We start from the raw sequence: 14,988 nt of genomic DNA, 5'->3' as shown, positions 1-14,988 counted from the left end.
TTGTTTTGCTTAGAACCAACCCAGGTGCAAAATCCGGGGTCAGACCTTAAGGTCCGATCCCAGCATTTGCCGTTGGGTTAAAAAGAATCAACCACTATTCCTCAAACCTGCCGCGATGCCATTGATCGACAAATGAATGCCCGTGCGCGCCGCCGCATCCTGCTTGCCTTCGCGGAAACGTTTCAACAGCTCCACCTGCACGTGGTTGAGCGGGTCGATATACGGGAAACGGTTGCGTATCGAGCGCTGCATCAGCGGATTGGCTTGCTGCAACTCTTCCTGGCCCGTGATCAGTTTCAAGGCGTCCAAGGTGGCCGCGTATTCGGCGCGGATGCGTGTAAAGATGGCCTCGCGCAAGGCCTTGTCCTTGACCAGTTCCGCATACTTGCCGGCGATGGCGATGTCGCTCTTGGCCAGCACCATATCCATGTTCGACAGCAAGGACGTGAAGAAGGGCCAATCCGTGTACATGCCGCGCAGCACGTCGGCGCCATCGGCCGGATGGGCGGCCAGGTAGGCTTGCACGGCGGAACCGAAACCGAACCAGCCCGGCAGCATCAAGCGGCATTGGGCCCAGCTCAAGACCCAGGGAATGGCGCGCAAATCCTCGATCGAGGTCGATTTCTTGCGCGAGGCGGGACGGCTGCCGATGTTCAGCGCGGCAATTTCCGCGATCACCGTCGATTCCCAGAAATACTGTTCGAAGCCGTCCGTGCCGTACACCAGGTCGCGGTAGGCGTTCAGGGCCGTGCCGGACAGCTCTTCCATGGCGGCCAGGTGGCCCGCGCCGGCCGAGGCCTTCGGCTGCAGCTGCGCCTGCGGCAGCAGGGTCGACTGGATGGTGGCGGCCACCAGCACTTCCAGGTTGCGGCGCCCTACTTCCGGGTTCGCATACTTGGCCGTGATGACTTCGCCCTGCTCCGTCAGGCGGATCTGTCCCTGCACGGCGCCAGCCGGCTGGGCCAGGATGGCTTCATAGCTGGGGCCGCCACCACGTCCCACGGAACCGCCGCGGCCGTGGAACAAGCGCAGCTTGATCTGATATTCCTTAAACACCGTCACCAGCTCGATCTCGGCCTTGTAGAGTTCCCAGCCGGAGGTCAAGAAGCCACCGTCCTTGTTGCTGTCCGAATAGCCGAGCATGACTTCCTGCTGGTCCGCGCGCGACGCCAGCAAACCCCGGTAGAACGGCAAGCCGAAGGCGCGCGCCATGATGGCGGGGCCGGCGCGCAAGTCGTCGATCGTTTCGAACAGGGGAATGATGTTGACATCCACTTCGCGGCTGTCCTGGCGCAGCAAGCCCACTTCTTTCAGCAGCAGCGCCACTTCCAGCAAGTCCGAGACGCTGGCCGCCTTCGAGATGATGCAGTTCGGCACCGATTCACGGCCATATTTGACGTGGGCCTCGCGCACGGCGCGGAAGATGTCGAGTTCGGACGTCGTTTCCTCGGAGTACTGCGCATACGGCGACGCCAGCAGGCGTGGCGATTCCAGTTCGGCCAGCAGCAAGCTGATGCGCTGCTCTTCATCGAGGTCCAGGTAGGCCAGGCCCGGCTGGGCGCCCGCGAACAGTTCGCCCACGACGCGCTCGTGCACGTCGGAGTTCTGGCGCAAGTCCAGCGGCGCCAGCGAAAAGCCGAAGACCTTGACGGCGCGGCGCAGCTGGCGCAGCCGGCCCCGCGCCAGCGCGCGCAAGCCATTGCTGACGAGCGAATGCTGGACCACGTCCAGGTCGGCCAGCAGCTCAAACGCCGCCGCGTAGGGCTGTACGCCGTCCGCTTGCTTACCCTTGCCAGATAGCACCACGCGCGTGGCCTCCAGGCGCGCATGGATGCCGTGCAGGGCGCGGCGGTACGGTTCATCGACGCGGTGCGGCGACGCATCGGCCGAGCGTTCGGCCAGCGCGCGCAGCGGCTCGCTGCAGGCGTTCAGGATTTGCGCCAAGGACAGTTGCGAAGCGAGCTTGCGCAATTCACCGAGGTAGAAATCGAGCACCTTGTCGGCCTGCGTTTGCAGGGTGCTGCGCAGGATGTCGGCCGTGACAAACGGGTTGCCGTCGCGGTCGCCGCCTATCCAGCTGCCGACCTTCATGAAATTGGGCAATTCCGCATCTTCCCAGCGGGCATCGCGCTGGGCCAGCATGGTTTCCAGCGAGGAATACAATTTCGGCAATTCGCGCAAGATCGTGTGGTCGTAGAACGACAGGCCATTGGCCACTTCATCCATGACGGACAGCTTGCTGGTGCGCAACAAACGCGTCTGCCACAGGGTGACGATGCCACGTCCCAGCGCTTCTTCGTTTTGCTCCGCCTCTTCCGGCGTCATTTGCACGCGGTCGCGCTCGCTCAACAGGCGGGCGATGGCCATCTGGCAATTCTGAATGCTCTTGCGCTGCACTTCCGTCGGATGCGCCGTGAACACGGGGCTGACGAAGGCATCTTCAAAGAAGGTTTCCAGCGCATCGGCCTTGCCCGCGTCAAACACGTTGCCGACGGCATGGCTGAGGCTACCCTGGCGCGGCGGCGAACCGGCGATCAGATGGGCACGCGTGCGGCGGATGTGGTGTTGATCTTCCGCAATGTTGGCCAGCAGCGAGAAATAGCTGAAAGCGCGCGTCAATTGCGTGGTTTCTTCCTGCGACAGCGCTTGCAGCGCGTCCGACAGCTGCGCGCGCGCCGCTTCGTCATTGTCGCGGCGGAAACGGATGGCCAGCTGGCGCACATGCTCGATGCGCTCGAAGGCGGGGTCGCCCAGGTGGTTGCGGATGGCGTCGCCCAGCAGACGGCCCAGCTGGCGGATATCGCTGCTCAGCAGCTCGTCTTTCACTTCATTCATTTGCATGGTATTCATTTCCTGGGGCGGCCACGGCGGCACCGCACAGATTGCGTAGTACGCGCTTCCCGACCCGGGAAACGCCCATCATCCATTTTGTAGTAAATTTACCTTACTGTCTCACCATCCTCTTGATTTTCATCAATAAAATCCACGTCAAAAGGGCCATTAAGGGCTTGCGCGCTGTTTAGCAGGGCAACAATATGAAAATTTACTACGCATTTAAGCGAAAGGCAACCAAATTTGTCTTTCCAGGCTGAAAAGTGACGGCGCAAGTCACATGGCTGTGGCGATGGCCAGGCACTCTCCTGTATGCTGGCGGCTTGAAACAAGGATGTAATCCACATCTTTATAAGTGAACCCCATGCGACTGACTGCCTATACCGACTACACCCTGCGCACCCTGATGTATCTGGGCGTGCACCGCGACCGGCTCGTGACCATCCAGGACATCGCCGACCTGCATGCGATTTCCAAGAATCACCTGATGAAGGTGGTGCACCAGCTGGGCCTGTCAGGCATCGTGGAAACGGTGCGTGGGAGGAATGGCGGCCTGCGTCTGGCGCGCGACCCGGCCGAGATCAATATCGGCACGGTGGTGCGCGAGACGGAAAACGATTTTTTCATGGCGGAATGTTTTAACAAGGAAAACAATACCTGCCCGCTGACGCCCGATTGCCTGCTGAAAGCCAAGCTGGGCCAGGCCACGGCCGCCTTCCTGGCCGTGCTCGACACGGTGACCCTGACATCGATACTCGAAGCGACGCCGGGCGCGCCGGCGCTGGCGGCGGGCGTGATTCCGCTGCGCGTGGCGAAGTAAGCGCGCGCCAAAAACAACAATGCCCGGCAAGCCGGGCATTGTTTCCTTCAGTAACTAACTACACCATCAATGCGCGCTGGCACCGGAGGCGCCGATGCCTGTCTCCGAACGCATTTGCTGCGCTTCGTAGCCGGCGCGGTCGATGCGTGCGCGGGGGCTCTTGTCGAGCACCGAGAACAGCCAGATGCCGACAAAGCCTGCCGTCATCGAGAACAGCGCCGGCGAGGCATACGGGAACAGCGCCGCCGGATGACCGAGCACGTCGACCCACACGGACTTCGACACCACCGTCAGCGCGACGGCCGTGGTCAAGCCCAGGAAGCCGCCGATGGTGGCGCCCCGCGTGGTGCAGTCTTTCCACAGCACCGACATGAACAGCACGGGGAAGTTGGCAGAAGCGGCAATCGCGAAAGCCAGCGAGACCATGAAAGCGATGTTCTGCTTTTCAAACGCGATGCCCAGCACCACGGCGATGATGCCCAGGATGATGGTGGTCACGCGCGACACTTTCAATTCGTTCGCGCCCGTGGCCTTGCCCTTCTTGATGACGGTGGCATACAGATCGTGCGACACGGCCGACGCGCCCGACAGGGTCAAACCGGCCACGACGGCCAGGATGGTGGCAAACGCGACCGCCGACATGAAGCCGAGGAAGACATTGCCGCCCACAGCCTTGGCCAGATGCACGGCCGCCATGTTGTTACCGCCCAGCAGCTTGCCGGCAGCATCCTTGAACTCGGGATTGGTGCTCACCAGCACGATGGCGCCAAAACCGATGATGAAGGTCAGGATGTAGAAGTAGGCGATCCAGGTGGTGGCCCAGAACACGGATTTGCGCGCTTCCTTGGCGCTCGGCACCGTGAAGAAACGCATCAGGATGTGCGGCAAGCCGGCCGTACCGAACATCAGCGCCATGCCGAAGGAGATGGCCGAGATCGGGTCCTTGATGAAGGAACCGGGGCCCATGATGGCTTCCTTGGCGGCGTGCACGTCCACCGACTTGGCGAACAGCGCTTCCGGGCTGAAGTTAAATTGCGCCAGCACGGCAACGGCCATGAAGGTGGCGCCGCCCAGCAGCATGACGGCCTTGATGATCTGCACCCAGGTGGTGGCCGTCATGCCGCCAAACAGCACGTAAATCATCATCAATGTGCCAACCAGGACGACGGCGATCCAGTACTCCAGGCCGAACAGCAGCTTGATCAGCTGGCCCGCGCCCACCATCTGCGCGATCAGGTAAAAGGCCACCACGACGAGGGTGCCGGAAGCCGAGAAAATGCGGATCGGCGCCTGCTTGAAGCGGTAGGCGGCCACATCGGCAAAGGTGTAGCGGCCCAGGTTGCGCAAGCGCTCGGCCATCAGGAAGGTGATGATGGGCCAGCCGACGAGAAAACCGATGGCATAGATCAGGCCGTCATAGCCGTTGAGGAAGACGGCGGCGGAAATGCCGAGGAAAGATGCCGCCGACATATAGTCGCCCGCGATGGCCAGGCCATTCTGGAAGCCCGTGATGCCGCCGCCGGCCGTGTAGAAATCGGAGGCCGACTTGGTCTTCTTGGCCGCCCATTTGGTGACGAACAGGGTGAAGATGACGAAGACGGCGAACATGGTGATCGCCGTCCAGTTGGTGGGTTGCTTGACTGCCTGGCCCAGGTCGGCGCCGGCCGCCAGCACGCTGTTGCTGGCGCTCGCCAGCAAGGTCAGGGCTGCCAGGCAGGAAAATGTGCGTTGCATCGATGGGGCGCGGTTCATGCTTGCACCCGTGCCTGGATGGCGCTGGTCAGGTCGTCGAATTGCTTGTTGGCGCGGCGCACATAAATGCCGGTGATCACCACGGTAAACACGATGACGAACAGGCCGATCGGCATGCCCCAGGTCATCACGCCGGTGCCCGTTTTAGTGGCAAGGAATTCCTTGTCGAAGGCGATCAGCAGGATGTAGCCGTAATACACCAGCATCATCAGGCCCGTCAGCGCCCAGCCGAAGCGCGAACGCACCCTGACCAGCCGATGATAATTGGGATCACTCTTGAGTTTTTGTACCAGATCGTCATGCATGGTGTTGCCTCCTGTTATGTAAAAGCCTGCTCTTTTGTGCGAGCTTGGATTCACAGTACAGCGCGAGGCTTACCCGCCCCTTACGGCAACGGTTTTTTCTCGCAGAAGCAACACAAGTCAGACAAGGTCAGTTCAGCGCGGCGGCCGGTCCGAAGAATTCATGGTGCGTCTGCCGTTCCGGCACGCCCAGTTCGCGCAGGTATTGCTTGACGGCCCGCATGAATGGCTGCGGCCCCAGGAAGTAGGCGTCGACGTCGCGCGAGGCTGGCAGCCAGTCATTGAGCTGCTCTTTATTCAGCAGGCCGACGGCGTCCGGCGCATCTTGCGCGCCGCCATGTTCCGCGTAGCAGTAATAGCGTTTCAATTGTGGGTGCCGCGCGGCCAGTTCATCGATCTGCGCGCGGAACGCATGCACGCCCTGGTTGCGCGCCGCGTGGATGAAATGCACGGGACGCTTGCCGCGCAGGGCCGCCGTCAGCATGGCCAGGGTCGGCGTGATGCCCACACCGCCGCTGATCAGCACCAGCGGCTTGTCGCCCTCCGTCAGCACGAAGTCGCCCGATGGCGGCGTCAGCTGCACGGTGTCGCCCGCCTGCACGTGGTCGTGGAAGAAATTCGACACCTTGCCGCCCTCTTCGCGCTTGACGCTGATGCGGTAGGTCTGGCCATTGCTGGCGGCCGACAACGAGTACTGGCGGCGCATGGGCACGCCATCGACCGTGGCCAGCACGCCGATATACTGGCCTGGCGCAAAGTCGAGCACGGGCTGGCCATCGGCGGGCGCCATCAGGAAGGAGGTGATCTCGCCGCTTTCCACGACCTTGCTTTGCACCAGAAAATCGCGCGCGCCGCTCCAGCCGCCCGGTGCGGCCGCCTGCGCCTTGTAGATGCGCCCTTCTTCGCCGGCCAGGATGTCGGCCAGCTGGCCGTAGGCCGCGCCCCAGGCATCGATGACGGCGTCGCTGGCGACTTCTTCGCCCAGCACTTCGCGGATCGCTTGCAGCAGGCTGGCGCCCACCAGCGGATAGTGCTCGGCGCGGATCTGCAAGGCCACGTGCTTGTTGACGATGGTGGCCACCAGGTCGCCCAGCGCTGCCAGCTGATCGATGTGCTTGGCGTACATCAGCACGCCATTCGCCAACGCGCGCTGCTGGTCGCCGCTGTGCTGGTGCGCCTGGTTAAAGTACGGCAGCACTTCGGGATGGTCGCGGAACAGATTTTTGTAGAAGTGGCGCGTCAGCGCTTCGCCGCCCTGTTCGAGGATGGGGACGGTGGCCGTGATGATGGCGCGTTGTTCTTGGGTCAGCATGTAAAACTCCTGTGTGTATTAGTAAGCGGTCTCAAGCCAGCGTTTCAACGGCTGGATACAGCTCGTGGTCTTCGCGCCGCATGCGCTGGAACAGCGCGTGCAGCACGGTATTGGCTTCGCTGCGGAAGGCATCCGGCTCGGCCGCCAGGCGCACGGGCGTATTCCAGCGGCCGGCAAAATCGAGGTAGGCGCCGGCGATGCCGTGCATCTCGTTTTCGTACTGGCGGCCCAGCTGGGCCACCTTGGCCACGCCGCACGCCTGCGCGGCCGGATACAGGTAGCGCTGCTCGACGGCCAGGTGCAGCTTGATCAAGCCGCTCATGGCGATGATCTGTTCGGCAATGGCCTGCGCCTGCGCGGCGACACCGCCGCGCGCCAGCCGGCGCAAGTCATCGATGGAGGCCAGGATGGCCAGGTGCTGCTGTTTGAATTTGTCGATATTCATGGCGTGTTTCTCTTGTTGAGTGCTGCCAGTGTAGCGGAATCCGCTTAAACATGCAAATTACATGCATCTTTAATGGTGCCAGTGTTTCCCATAGAAATGTATATCGACATGCGCCACTATGTGCGGCACAGAACACAGGCTAAAGCCACGTCTGCCTATAATTTATTCATCACAGCGCGTGCCCGTTTGCGGCCGTGCCGCACCCTCCACTCCAGCCAAGGATGAGCATGAATATCAAGACGGACACGGGCCAGGCGCAGCAACTGGCGGCCATTATCAACGAGCACCACACGGAACTGCTGGACGGCTGGATGGCCGGCCTGATCGCCCGCCTGGTGCGGCGCGACAAGATCGCCGAAAACGAGCTGCGCCAGCAGGCAGCGCAATTGCTGCCGCTGCTGGCGGGCGCGCTGGCAAGCGGCGACTCGTTCGACATCGAAGGCGGCGCCTGGGACGATACGCGCCAGCTGATCGCTGAAATATCACAGACGCGCGTGCGCCAGGGCTATTCGCCGATCGACACGGCCAGCTTCATGTTTTCCCTCAAGGAGCCCCTGTTCGCCTACCTGCGCAAGCAAATCACGGCGCAGCCGGAGCAGTTGGGCGACGCCATCGTCAGCACCAGCAAATTGTTCGACGAACTGGGCCTGCTGACCATCGCCATCTACCAGAAGGCGCGCGAACAGGTGATCTTGCGCCAGCAGCAGGAATTGCTGGAACTGTCCACGCCCGTGGTGCAGCTGTGGCAAAACGTGCTGGCCCTGCCCCTGATCGGCACCCTCGACAGCGCCCGCACGCAGGTGGTGATGGAAAGCCTGCTGCAAAAGATCGTCGACACGGGCGCCCTGATCGCCATCATCGACATCACGGGCGTGCCCACCGTCGACACGCTGGTGGCGCAGCACCTGCTGAAAACCATCGCCGCCGCGCGCCTGATGGGCGCCGACTGCATCATCAGCGGCATCCGCCCGCAGATCGCGCAAACCATCGTGCACCTGGGCGTCAACCTGGAAGACGTGATGACCAAGGCCACCCTGGCCGACGCCTTCGTCGTGGCCCTGAAACGCACGGGTTCCAGCATCACCTGCCAGCAGCAACAACACTGAGGCGCCTATGGAAAGAATCCCCATTTTACGCATGGGCCGGCTGTTGCTGGTGACGATCCAGGTGGACATGCACGACCGCCTGGCGATGACCCTGCAGGACGACCTGAGCACGCGCATCGTGACGGACCGCGCCACCGGCGTGCTGATCGACATTTCCGCGCTCGACATCGTCGATTCCTTCATCGGCCGCATGATCAGCAACACGGCGGCGATGGCGAAAATCCTCGACGCACGCACGGTGGTCGTCGGCATGCAGCCGGCCGTCGCCATCACCCTGGTGGAACTGGGGCTGACCCTGGAAGGCGTGAGCACGGCGCTCAACGTGGAACGGGGCATCAAGCTGCTCGAATGGGGCGGCGCATGACGGGGGCGCCGTGCTAGGCGCGCAGGCACAGGAGCGGGCGCAGGCCGCCGTGCGGCAAATGCAGCAGATCCTGCCCCTGCACAGCGACGAAGACGTCGTGCGGCTGCGCAAGCAGGTGCGCGACAGCATGGTCGCCATGGGGTTTGGCCTGATCGAACAGACCAAGATCATCACGGCGGCCAGCGAACTGGCGCGCAACACGCTGCGCTACGGCGGTGGCGGCGCAGCGCGCATCGCGCGCGTCAGCGATGGCGCGCGCCAGGGCCTGGAACTGCGCTTTGTCGACGCGGGACCGGGCATCGACGATATTGCCCTGGCGCTGACCGATGGCTATACCAGCGGCGGCGGGCTGGGACTGGGGCTGGGCGGCGCCAAGCGCCTGGCCGACGCCTTTCACATCGACACGGCGCCCGGCGCGGGCACCACCGTCACCATCGCGAAATGGAAGCTGTTTTGAACCACCAGGAACCACAGCCTGACATGCTCAGGCAAAGAAGTTTTTCCATCGGCGAACCGAGCGAGATCGCCGCGGCCCGCCGCGCCGGCAACGAACTGGCACGCCGCATCGGTTTCGACGACGTGCGCACGGGCCAGCTGGCCATCATCATCAGCGAAGCGGCCACCAATATCGTCAAGCACGCGCAGCGCGGCGAAATCCTGCTGCGCAAGGTGCTGCGCGGCGGCACCAGCGGCATCGAAGTGCTGGCCATCGACAACGGTCCCGGCATGGCGAATGTGCGCCAGCACATGCAGGACGGCCATTCCACCACCGGCACCTACGGCGTGGGACTGGGCGCGATACGCCGTCTGAGCCAGGAATTCGACCTGTACACGGCGCCCGGCAAGGGCACGCTGCTGATGGCGGTGCTGTGGGGGCCGAACGCCAGCAGCGCCATTCCCGCCCATCCGAACTGGCGCATCGGCGCCGTGTGCCTGCCGCTGGCGTCGGAGCAGGTGTGCGGCGACGCCTGGAACGTCGTGTGCGAAGGCCATGAACTGAGCTTGCTGGTGGCCGATGGCCTGGGCCACGGCCCGCTGGCGGCCCGGGCGTCGGAAACGGCCAGCGCGCTGCTGGAACACGATACGCCCGGCTTGCCGCCCCTGCCCGCCCCCTTCATCGAACTGGCCCACGGCGCCCTGCGCGCCACGCGCGGCGCGGCCCTGGCGGTGGCGCATATCGACAGCGCGCGCCGCGAACTGCGTTATGCGGGCGTGGGCAATATCGCCGCCTGCGCCTTCGACGCGCAGCAGCGCCGGCATCTGCTGTCGCATAACGGCATCGTCGGCAGCAATCTGCGCAAGGTGCAGGAATTCTGCTATCCGTGGCAGCCGGGTACGACCTTGATCATGCATAGCGACGGCCTGCACACGCGCTGGGACCTGGAACGGTATCCGGGCCTGGCGCAATGCCACCCCAGCCTCGTCGCCGCCGTGCTGTACCGCGATTTTGCGCGCGGGCGCGACGACGTCACGGTAGTGGTGCTGCGCGAACATGAGGAGCACCGGCATGCCGGTGCGGAAAGGAACGACACGCCATGACACAACGCATATTGACGGCGCATATCGGCAGCGAACTCGATGTGGTGGGCGCACGCCAGCGCGCGCGGCAGATCGCCGCCCTGTGCGGCTTCGGCGTGCAGGACCAGGTGCGCATCGCCACGGCCGTGTCTGAACTGGCGCGCAACGTCTACAACTACGCGGGCAGCGGCAAGATCCACTTCGCCATCGATGGCCAGACGGCGCCGCAGGTGCTCAGCATCCGCATCGAGGACCAGGGCCCCGGCATCGCGCAGCTCGACCAGATACTGGCCGGCACCTACCGCTCGCCCACGGGCATGGGCCTGGGCATCCTGGGCGCGCAGCGCCTGATGGACCGCTGCCACATCCACAGCACGCCCGGCGCCGGCACGCACATCACGCTGCAAAAACTGTTCCCGCGCGACGCACCCCTGCTCGACGGCAGCATGATCGGCGCGCTGTCCGGCAGCCTGCAGGCGCTGCCATCGGATATCACGCTGTCCGAAGTGCAGCAGCAGAACCGCGAGCTGCTCGCCACCCTGGCCGAACTGAAGACGCGCCAGGACGATTTATTGCAGCTGACGCGCGAACTGGAAGACACCAACCGGGGCGTGGTGGCGCTGTTCGCGGAACTCGATGAAAAAGCCGACCACCTGCGCCGCGCCGACCAGATGAAGTCGCGCTTCCTGTCGAACATGAGCCATGAATTCCGCACGCCGCTCAGTTCCATCCGCGCCCTGTCCAAGCTGCTGCTCGACCGCATCGACGGCGAGCTGTCCGAGGAGCAGGAAAAGCAGGTGCTGTTCATCCTGCAAAGCGCCGTCAGCCTGAGCGACCTGGTGAACGACTTGCTGGACCTGGCCAAGATCGAGGCGGGCAAGGTCGACGTGCACGCCAACAGTTTCCAGGTGGCCGACCTGTTCAGCGCCCTGCGCGGCATGCTGCGCCCGCTGCTGGTGTCCGAGTCGCTCACCTTGACCTTCATAGCCCCCGATCCGGCGCTGCAGATACACACGGATGAAGGCAAGCTGTCGCAAATCCTGCGCAATTTCATCTCCAACGCCCTCAAGTTTACGGAAGCGGGCGCCATCGTCGTCAGCGCCACGCCCTTGCCGGAGCAGGACGCCATCCGCTTTTCCGTCTCCGACACGGGCCTGGGCATCGATGCCGAAGACGTGCAGCTGATCTTCGAGGAATTCAGCCAGGTGGAAAACCACCTGCAGCGCAAGGTCAAGGGCACGGGCCTGGGCCTGCCCCTGTGCCGCAACCTGGCCACCCTGCTCAACGGCACGGTGGCTGTGGAAAGCACGCCGGGCCAGGGGTCGCTGTTTTCCGTCGTCCTGCCCGCCAGCTACCATGCGCCCGAAGGCAGCCTGCCGCCGAGCGCGCCGGCCAACGACAATGGCAAGGACCAGCGCATCGGCGTGCTGGTGGTGGAAGACAATCCGCCCATCCGCCTGCTGTATGAAAAATTTTTGGCCGGCAGCGAATTTCGCGTGGTTCCCGCGCGCAGCGTGCGCGAGGCGCAGGAGCGCTGGGTACAGCAGCGCCCCGCCGCCGTCATCCTCGACATCCTGCTGCACGGCGAAACGGCCTGGCACTGGCTGGCCGAGCTGAAAAACGATCCGCTGCGACGCCAGGTGCCCGTCATCGTCGCCACCGAGATCGACGATGTGCGCAAGGGCCTGGCGCTGGGCGCCGACGCCTACTACGTCAAGCCGCTGTCGCGCCAGCAATTGCTGGCGACCCTGCGCGCACTGATCGGCAACCAACATCACCGGCAAGAGCCGGTTCCGCCGCAAGGCACAACCACCTGGGACAATGCGCATGCTACCGGATAACAACAGCGATGCTCTGATCCTCAACGTCGATGACAGCGACGGCGCCCGCTACGCCAAGTCGCGCATCCTCCAACGCGCCGGCTTCAAGGTCATCGAAGCGTCGAATGGCGGCGACGCGCTGCTGCGCGCCCGCCAGGACCGCCCGAATCTGATACTCCTCGACGTCAAGCTGCCCGACATCAACGGCCTGGAAGTGTGCCGCCAGTTGAAGGGCGGCGCCGAAACGAACACCATCCTGGTGCTGCAGACGTCGGCCTCGTGCATCGGCACGGCCGACAAGATCCGCGCCCTCGATGGCGGCGCCGACAATTACCTGGTCGAGCCGATCGAGGCCGATGAACTGATCGCCAACGTCAAGGCGCTGCTGCGCCTGGGCCGGGTTGAGCGCGCGCTGCGCGACGTGGACCGCCGCAAGGATGAATTCCTGGCTACCCTGGCGCACGAACTGCGCAACCCGCTGGGTCCCATCCGCACGGCGCTGGCCCTGCTGTGCAAAATCGACCCCGTCGTGCCGGCCGTGCAGGACAATGCGCGCCGCACCATCGCCCGCCACACGGACCACCTGGTGCGCCTGGTGGACGACCTGCTCGACGTGTCGCGCATTTCACAAGGCAAAATCTCGCTGCAATGGAAAAGCGTGAGCCTGGCCAGCGTCATCCGCAGCGCGCAGGAAACGAGCTCGCACAGCATCGAGGCGCGCGGCCACGCGCTCGACGTGCATCTGTCCAAGGAAGAATTGTGGGTCTGCGGCGACGCCGTGTGTCTGTCGCAGATCGTCGCCAACCTGCTGCTCAACGCGGCCAAGTTCACGGCGCCGGGCGGGCGCATCGCCATTACCGCCGCGCGCGAAGGCGACAACGTACGCATCCGCCTGAGCGACAACGGCATCGGCATCGCCGCCGCCAACATCGACAGCATCTTCGGCCTGTTCGAGCAAAGCGGCCATTCGCCGGACCGGGTGCAGGACGGCCTGGGTATCGGCCTGTCGCTGGTGCGCAACCTGGTGACCTTGCACGGCGGCCAGGTCAGCGTGAGCAGCCCCGGCGTAGGGCTGGGCAGCACCTTCGAGCTCATCCTGCCGCTCGACGCCAACGTGCCCGTGGCCGCCGCGCCAGCGCCGCAGGCGACTGTCGGCGCCAGCCAGCGCATCCTCGTCGTCGACGACAACTGCGACGCGGCCGACACCCTGGCCGAACTGCTGGAAATGTACGGCCACACGGTGCGCACGGCCTACACGGGCGCGCAAGCGACCGAGCGCACGCTGGAATTCAAGCCCTACATTGTCTTTCTCGACATCGGACTGCCCGACATAAGCGGCTACGAGGTGGCCGTCAAACTGCGCCAGTTACCGATCCCGCAGCAATTCCTGCTCGTCGCGCTGACCGGCTATGGCCAGGAACACGACCGCCAGGCGGCCCTGCAGGCCGGGTTCAACGAGCACTTCGCCAAGCCCGTCGATTTCGGCAAGCTGGCCATGCTGGGTCTGCATATCGGCTGATGAGCGGGGTGGCGGCTGCCGGTTGACCAGGCGTCGGCTATAATCGGCGGCCGCCTCACCTCTGGAACCATGACATGACAACTCGCGCGCCGCTGCTGCGCATCACCATGATACTGGGCGCCCTGCACGCCCTGCTGGGCTGGCTGCTGCTGCCTGCGCTCCCCGTCGGCCTGGCCGGCTGGCTGCCGGGCGGCCTGGTCTTGCTGGCGTCGACCATGCTCATGCCGATGACCATCTTTGCGCGCGCCGTCACCAACGATGCGCGCCTGGCCGACCGATTGAGCTGGGCCGGTTCGCTGTGCATGGGCTTTTTTTCCTCGCTGTTCGTGCTCACCATGCTGCGCGAACTGCTGCTGCTGATCCCCGCCACCCGCCCGCATGCCCAGGCCTCGGCCGTGGCCGTGCTGGTTCTGGCGCTGCTGGCCACCGTCGTCGGCTTCATCAACGCCCGCAGGGTGGCGCGCGTGCGCGAAGTCGACGTGCCCATCACCGGCCTGCCGGCCGCCCTGCAGGGCTACACCATCGTGCAACTGAGCGACATCCACGTGGGCGCCACCATCAAGCGCGCCTACGTGGAAGCCATCGTGGCGCGCGCCAACGGCCTGCAGGCGGACCTCATCGCCATCACGGGCGACGTGGTCGACGGCACGGTGGCACAACTGGGCAGCCATACGGCGCCGCTGGGCGAGCTGCGCGCGCGCCATGGCGTATTCCTTGTGACGGGCAACCACGAATACTATTCGGGCGCGACGCCCTGGGTGGTGGAATTTCGCCGCCTGGGCTTGCGCGTGCTGATGAACGAACATGCGGTCCTTGAACACGACGGCGCGCGCCTGGCGCTGGCCGGCGTCACCGATTTCAACGCGGCCGCCTTCGATCCGGCCCAGAAAAGCGACCCGCAAGCGGCCATCGCCGGCGCACCGGCCGATATCCCCCGCATCCTGCTGGCGCACCAGCCGCGCAGCGCGCCCGAGGCCGAAGCGGCCGGCTACGACCTGCAATTGTCGGGCCACACGCACGGCGGCCAGTTCTGGCCCTGGAATCTGTTCGTGCCGCTGCAGCAGCCCTACGTGGCGGGCTTGCACCGGCGCGGCCGCCTGTGGATTTATGTCAGCCGCGGCACCGGGTACTGGGGTCCGCCGAAACGCATCGGCGCGCCGGCGGAGATTACGCGGTTAAGGCTGGTGGCGGCATAGAC

At 64.4% G+C, this 14,988-nt stretch carries 14 protein-coding genes; 8 read left to right on the top strand and 6 right to left on the bottom strand.

Features of this window, described 5'->3' with window-relative positions; translation table 11 throughout:
* Positions 1-87: 87 nt before the first annotated feature.
* Positions 88-2,841: a phosphoenolpyruvate carboxylase gene (gene ppc / locus KY494_RS01075; protein ID WP_219889535.1), complete on the bottom strand. Its 2,754-nt coding sequence runs from the start codon at positions 2,839-2,841 to the stop codon at positions 88-90.
* Between the two features lie 98 nt (positions 2,842-2,939).
* Positions 2,940-3,164: a hypothetical protein gene (locus KY494_RS01070; protein WP_219889534.1), complete on the bottom strand. Its 225-nt coding sequence runs from the start codon at positions 3,162-3,164 to the stop codon at positions 2,940-2,942.
* Positions 3,165-3,196: 32 nt separating this feature from the next.
* Here KY494_RS01070 and KY494_RS01065 point away from each other — a divergent pair, with 32 nt between their 5' ends.
* Positions 3,197-3,652 (top strand): Rrf2 family transcriptional regulator, encoded by a 456-nt coding sequence (locus tag KY494_RS01065; RefSeq protein WP_219889533.1) that lies wholly within the window; start codon positions 3,197-3,199, stop codon positions 3,650-3,652.
* Between the two features lie 66 nt (positions 3,653-3,718).
* Here the strand turns inward: KY494_RS01065 and KY494_RS01060 are convergent, their stop codons facing one another.
* From KY494_RS01060 to KY494_RS01045, 4 genes are all read right to left on the bottom strand, one after another.
* Complete coding sequence (locus tag KY494_RS01060; protein WP_219891424.1) at positions 3,719-5,386, bottom strand: cation acetate symporter; 1,668 nt, start codon at positions 5,384-5,386, stop codon at positions 3,719-3,721.
* A 14-nt stretch (positions 5,387-5,400) separates the two neighbouring features.
* A complete protein-coding gene (locus KY494_RS01055) occupies positions 5,401-5,709 on the bottom strand; it encodes a DUF485 domain-containing protein (RefSeq protein WP_219134250.1) in 309 nt (102 codons plus the stop codon).
* 127 nt (positions 5,710-5,836) lie between these two features.
* The gene (gene hmpA / locus KY494_RS01050) at positions 5,837-7,018 is read right to left on the bottom strand and encodes an NO-inducible flavohemoprotein (protein ID WP_219889532.1); all 1,182 of its coding nucleotides are present in this window, start codon (positions 7,016-7,018) and stop codon (positions 5,837-5,839) included.
* Positions 7,019-7,049: 31 nt separating this feature from the next.
* Positions 7,050-7,463, bottom strand: a complete 414-nt coding sequence (locus tag KY494_RS01045) for a hemerythrin domain-containing protein (protein WP_219889531.1) — start codon at positions 7,461-7,463, stop codon at positions 7,050-7,052.
* A gap of 227 nt (positions 7,464-7,690) precedes the next feature.
* On the opposite strand from KY494_RS01045, the gene KY494_RS01040 reads away from it, so the two are divergent.
* The 7 genes from KY494_RS01040 (at position 7,691) to KY494_RS01010 (ending at position 14,986) form a co-directional block, all read left to right on the top strand.
* A complete protein-coding gene (locus tag KY494_RS01040; RefSeq protein ID WP_375143451.1) occupies positions 7,691-8,569 on the top strand; it encodes an STAS domain-containing protein in 879 nt (292 codons plus the stop codon).
* Positions 8,570-8,576: 7 nt separating this feature from the next.
* Entirely contained in the window at positions 8,577-8,933 is a 357-nt protein-coding gene (locus KY494_RS01035) for an STAS domain-containing protein (protein ID WP_219889529.1), read from the top strand.
* Between the two features lie 58 nt (positions 8,934-8,991).
* The gene (locus KY494_RS01030) at positions 8,992-9,390 is read left to right on the top strand and encodes an ATP-binding protein (protein ID WP_219891423.1); all 399 of its coding nucleotides are present in this window, start codon (positions 8,992-8,994) and stop codon (positions 9,388-9,390) included.
* A gap of 23 nt (positions 9,391-9,413) precedes the next feature.
* Positions 9,414-10,472 carry an ATP-binding SpoIIE family protein phosphatase gene (locus KY494_RS01025; RefSeq protein WP_258194578.1) on the top strand — a complete coding sequence of 353 codons (1,059 nt, stop codon included), beginning with the start codon at positions 9,414-9,416 and terminating at the stop codon, positions 10,470-10,472.
* Positions 10,469-12,292 (top strand): ATP-binding protein, encoded by a 1,824-nt coding sequence (locus KY494_RS01020; protein ID WP_219889527.1) that lies wholly within the window; start codon positions 10,469-10,471, stop codon positions 12,290-12,292. The genes KY494_RS01025 and KY494_RS01020 overlap by 4 nt, the downstream gene beginning before the upstream one ends.
* The gene (locus KY494_RS01015) at positions 12,279-13,790 is read left to right on the top strand and encodes a response regulator (RefSeq protein ID WP_219889526.1); all 1,512 of its coding nucleotides are present in this window, start codon (positions 12,279-12,281) and stop codon (positions 13,788-13,790) included. The genes KY494_RS01020 and KY494_RS01015 overlap by 14 nt, the downstream gene beginning before the upstream one ends.
* Before the next feature lie 74 nt (positions 13,791-13,864).
* The gene (locus tag KY494_RS01010) at positions 13,865-14,986 is read left to right on the top strand and encodes a metallophosphoesterase (RefSeq protein ID WP_219889525.1); all 1,122 of its coding nucleotides are present in this window, start codon (positions 13,865-13,867) and stop codon (positions 14,984-14,986) included.
* The last annotated feature ends 2 nt before the right edge of the window (positions 14,987-14,988 follow it).

Source organism: Janthinobacterium sp. PAMC25594, from assembly GCF_019443505.1.
Lineage (GTDB): Bacteria > Pseudomonadota > Gammaproteobacteria > Burkholderiales > Burkholderiaceae_D > Janthinobacterium.
This window is presented reverse-complemented; position numbering and strand designations above follow the sequence as displayed.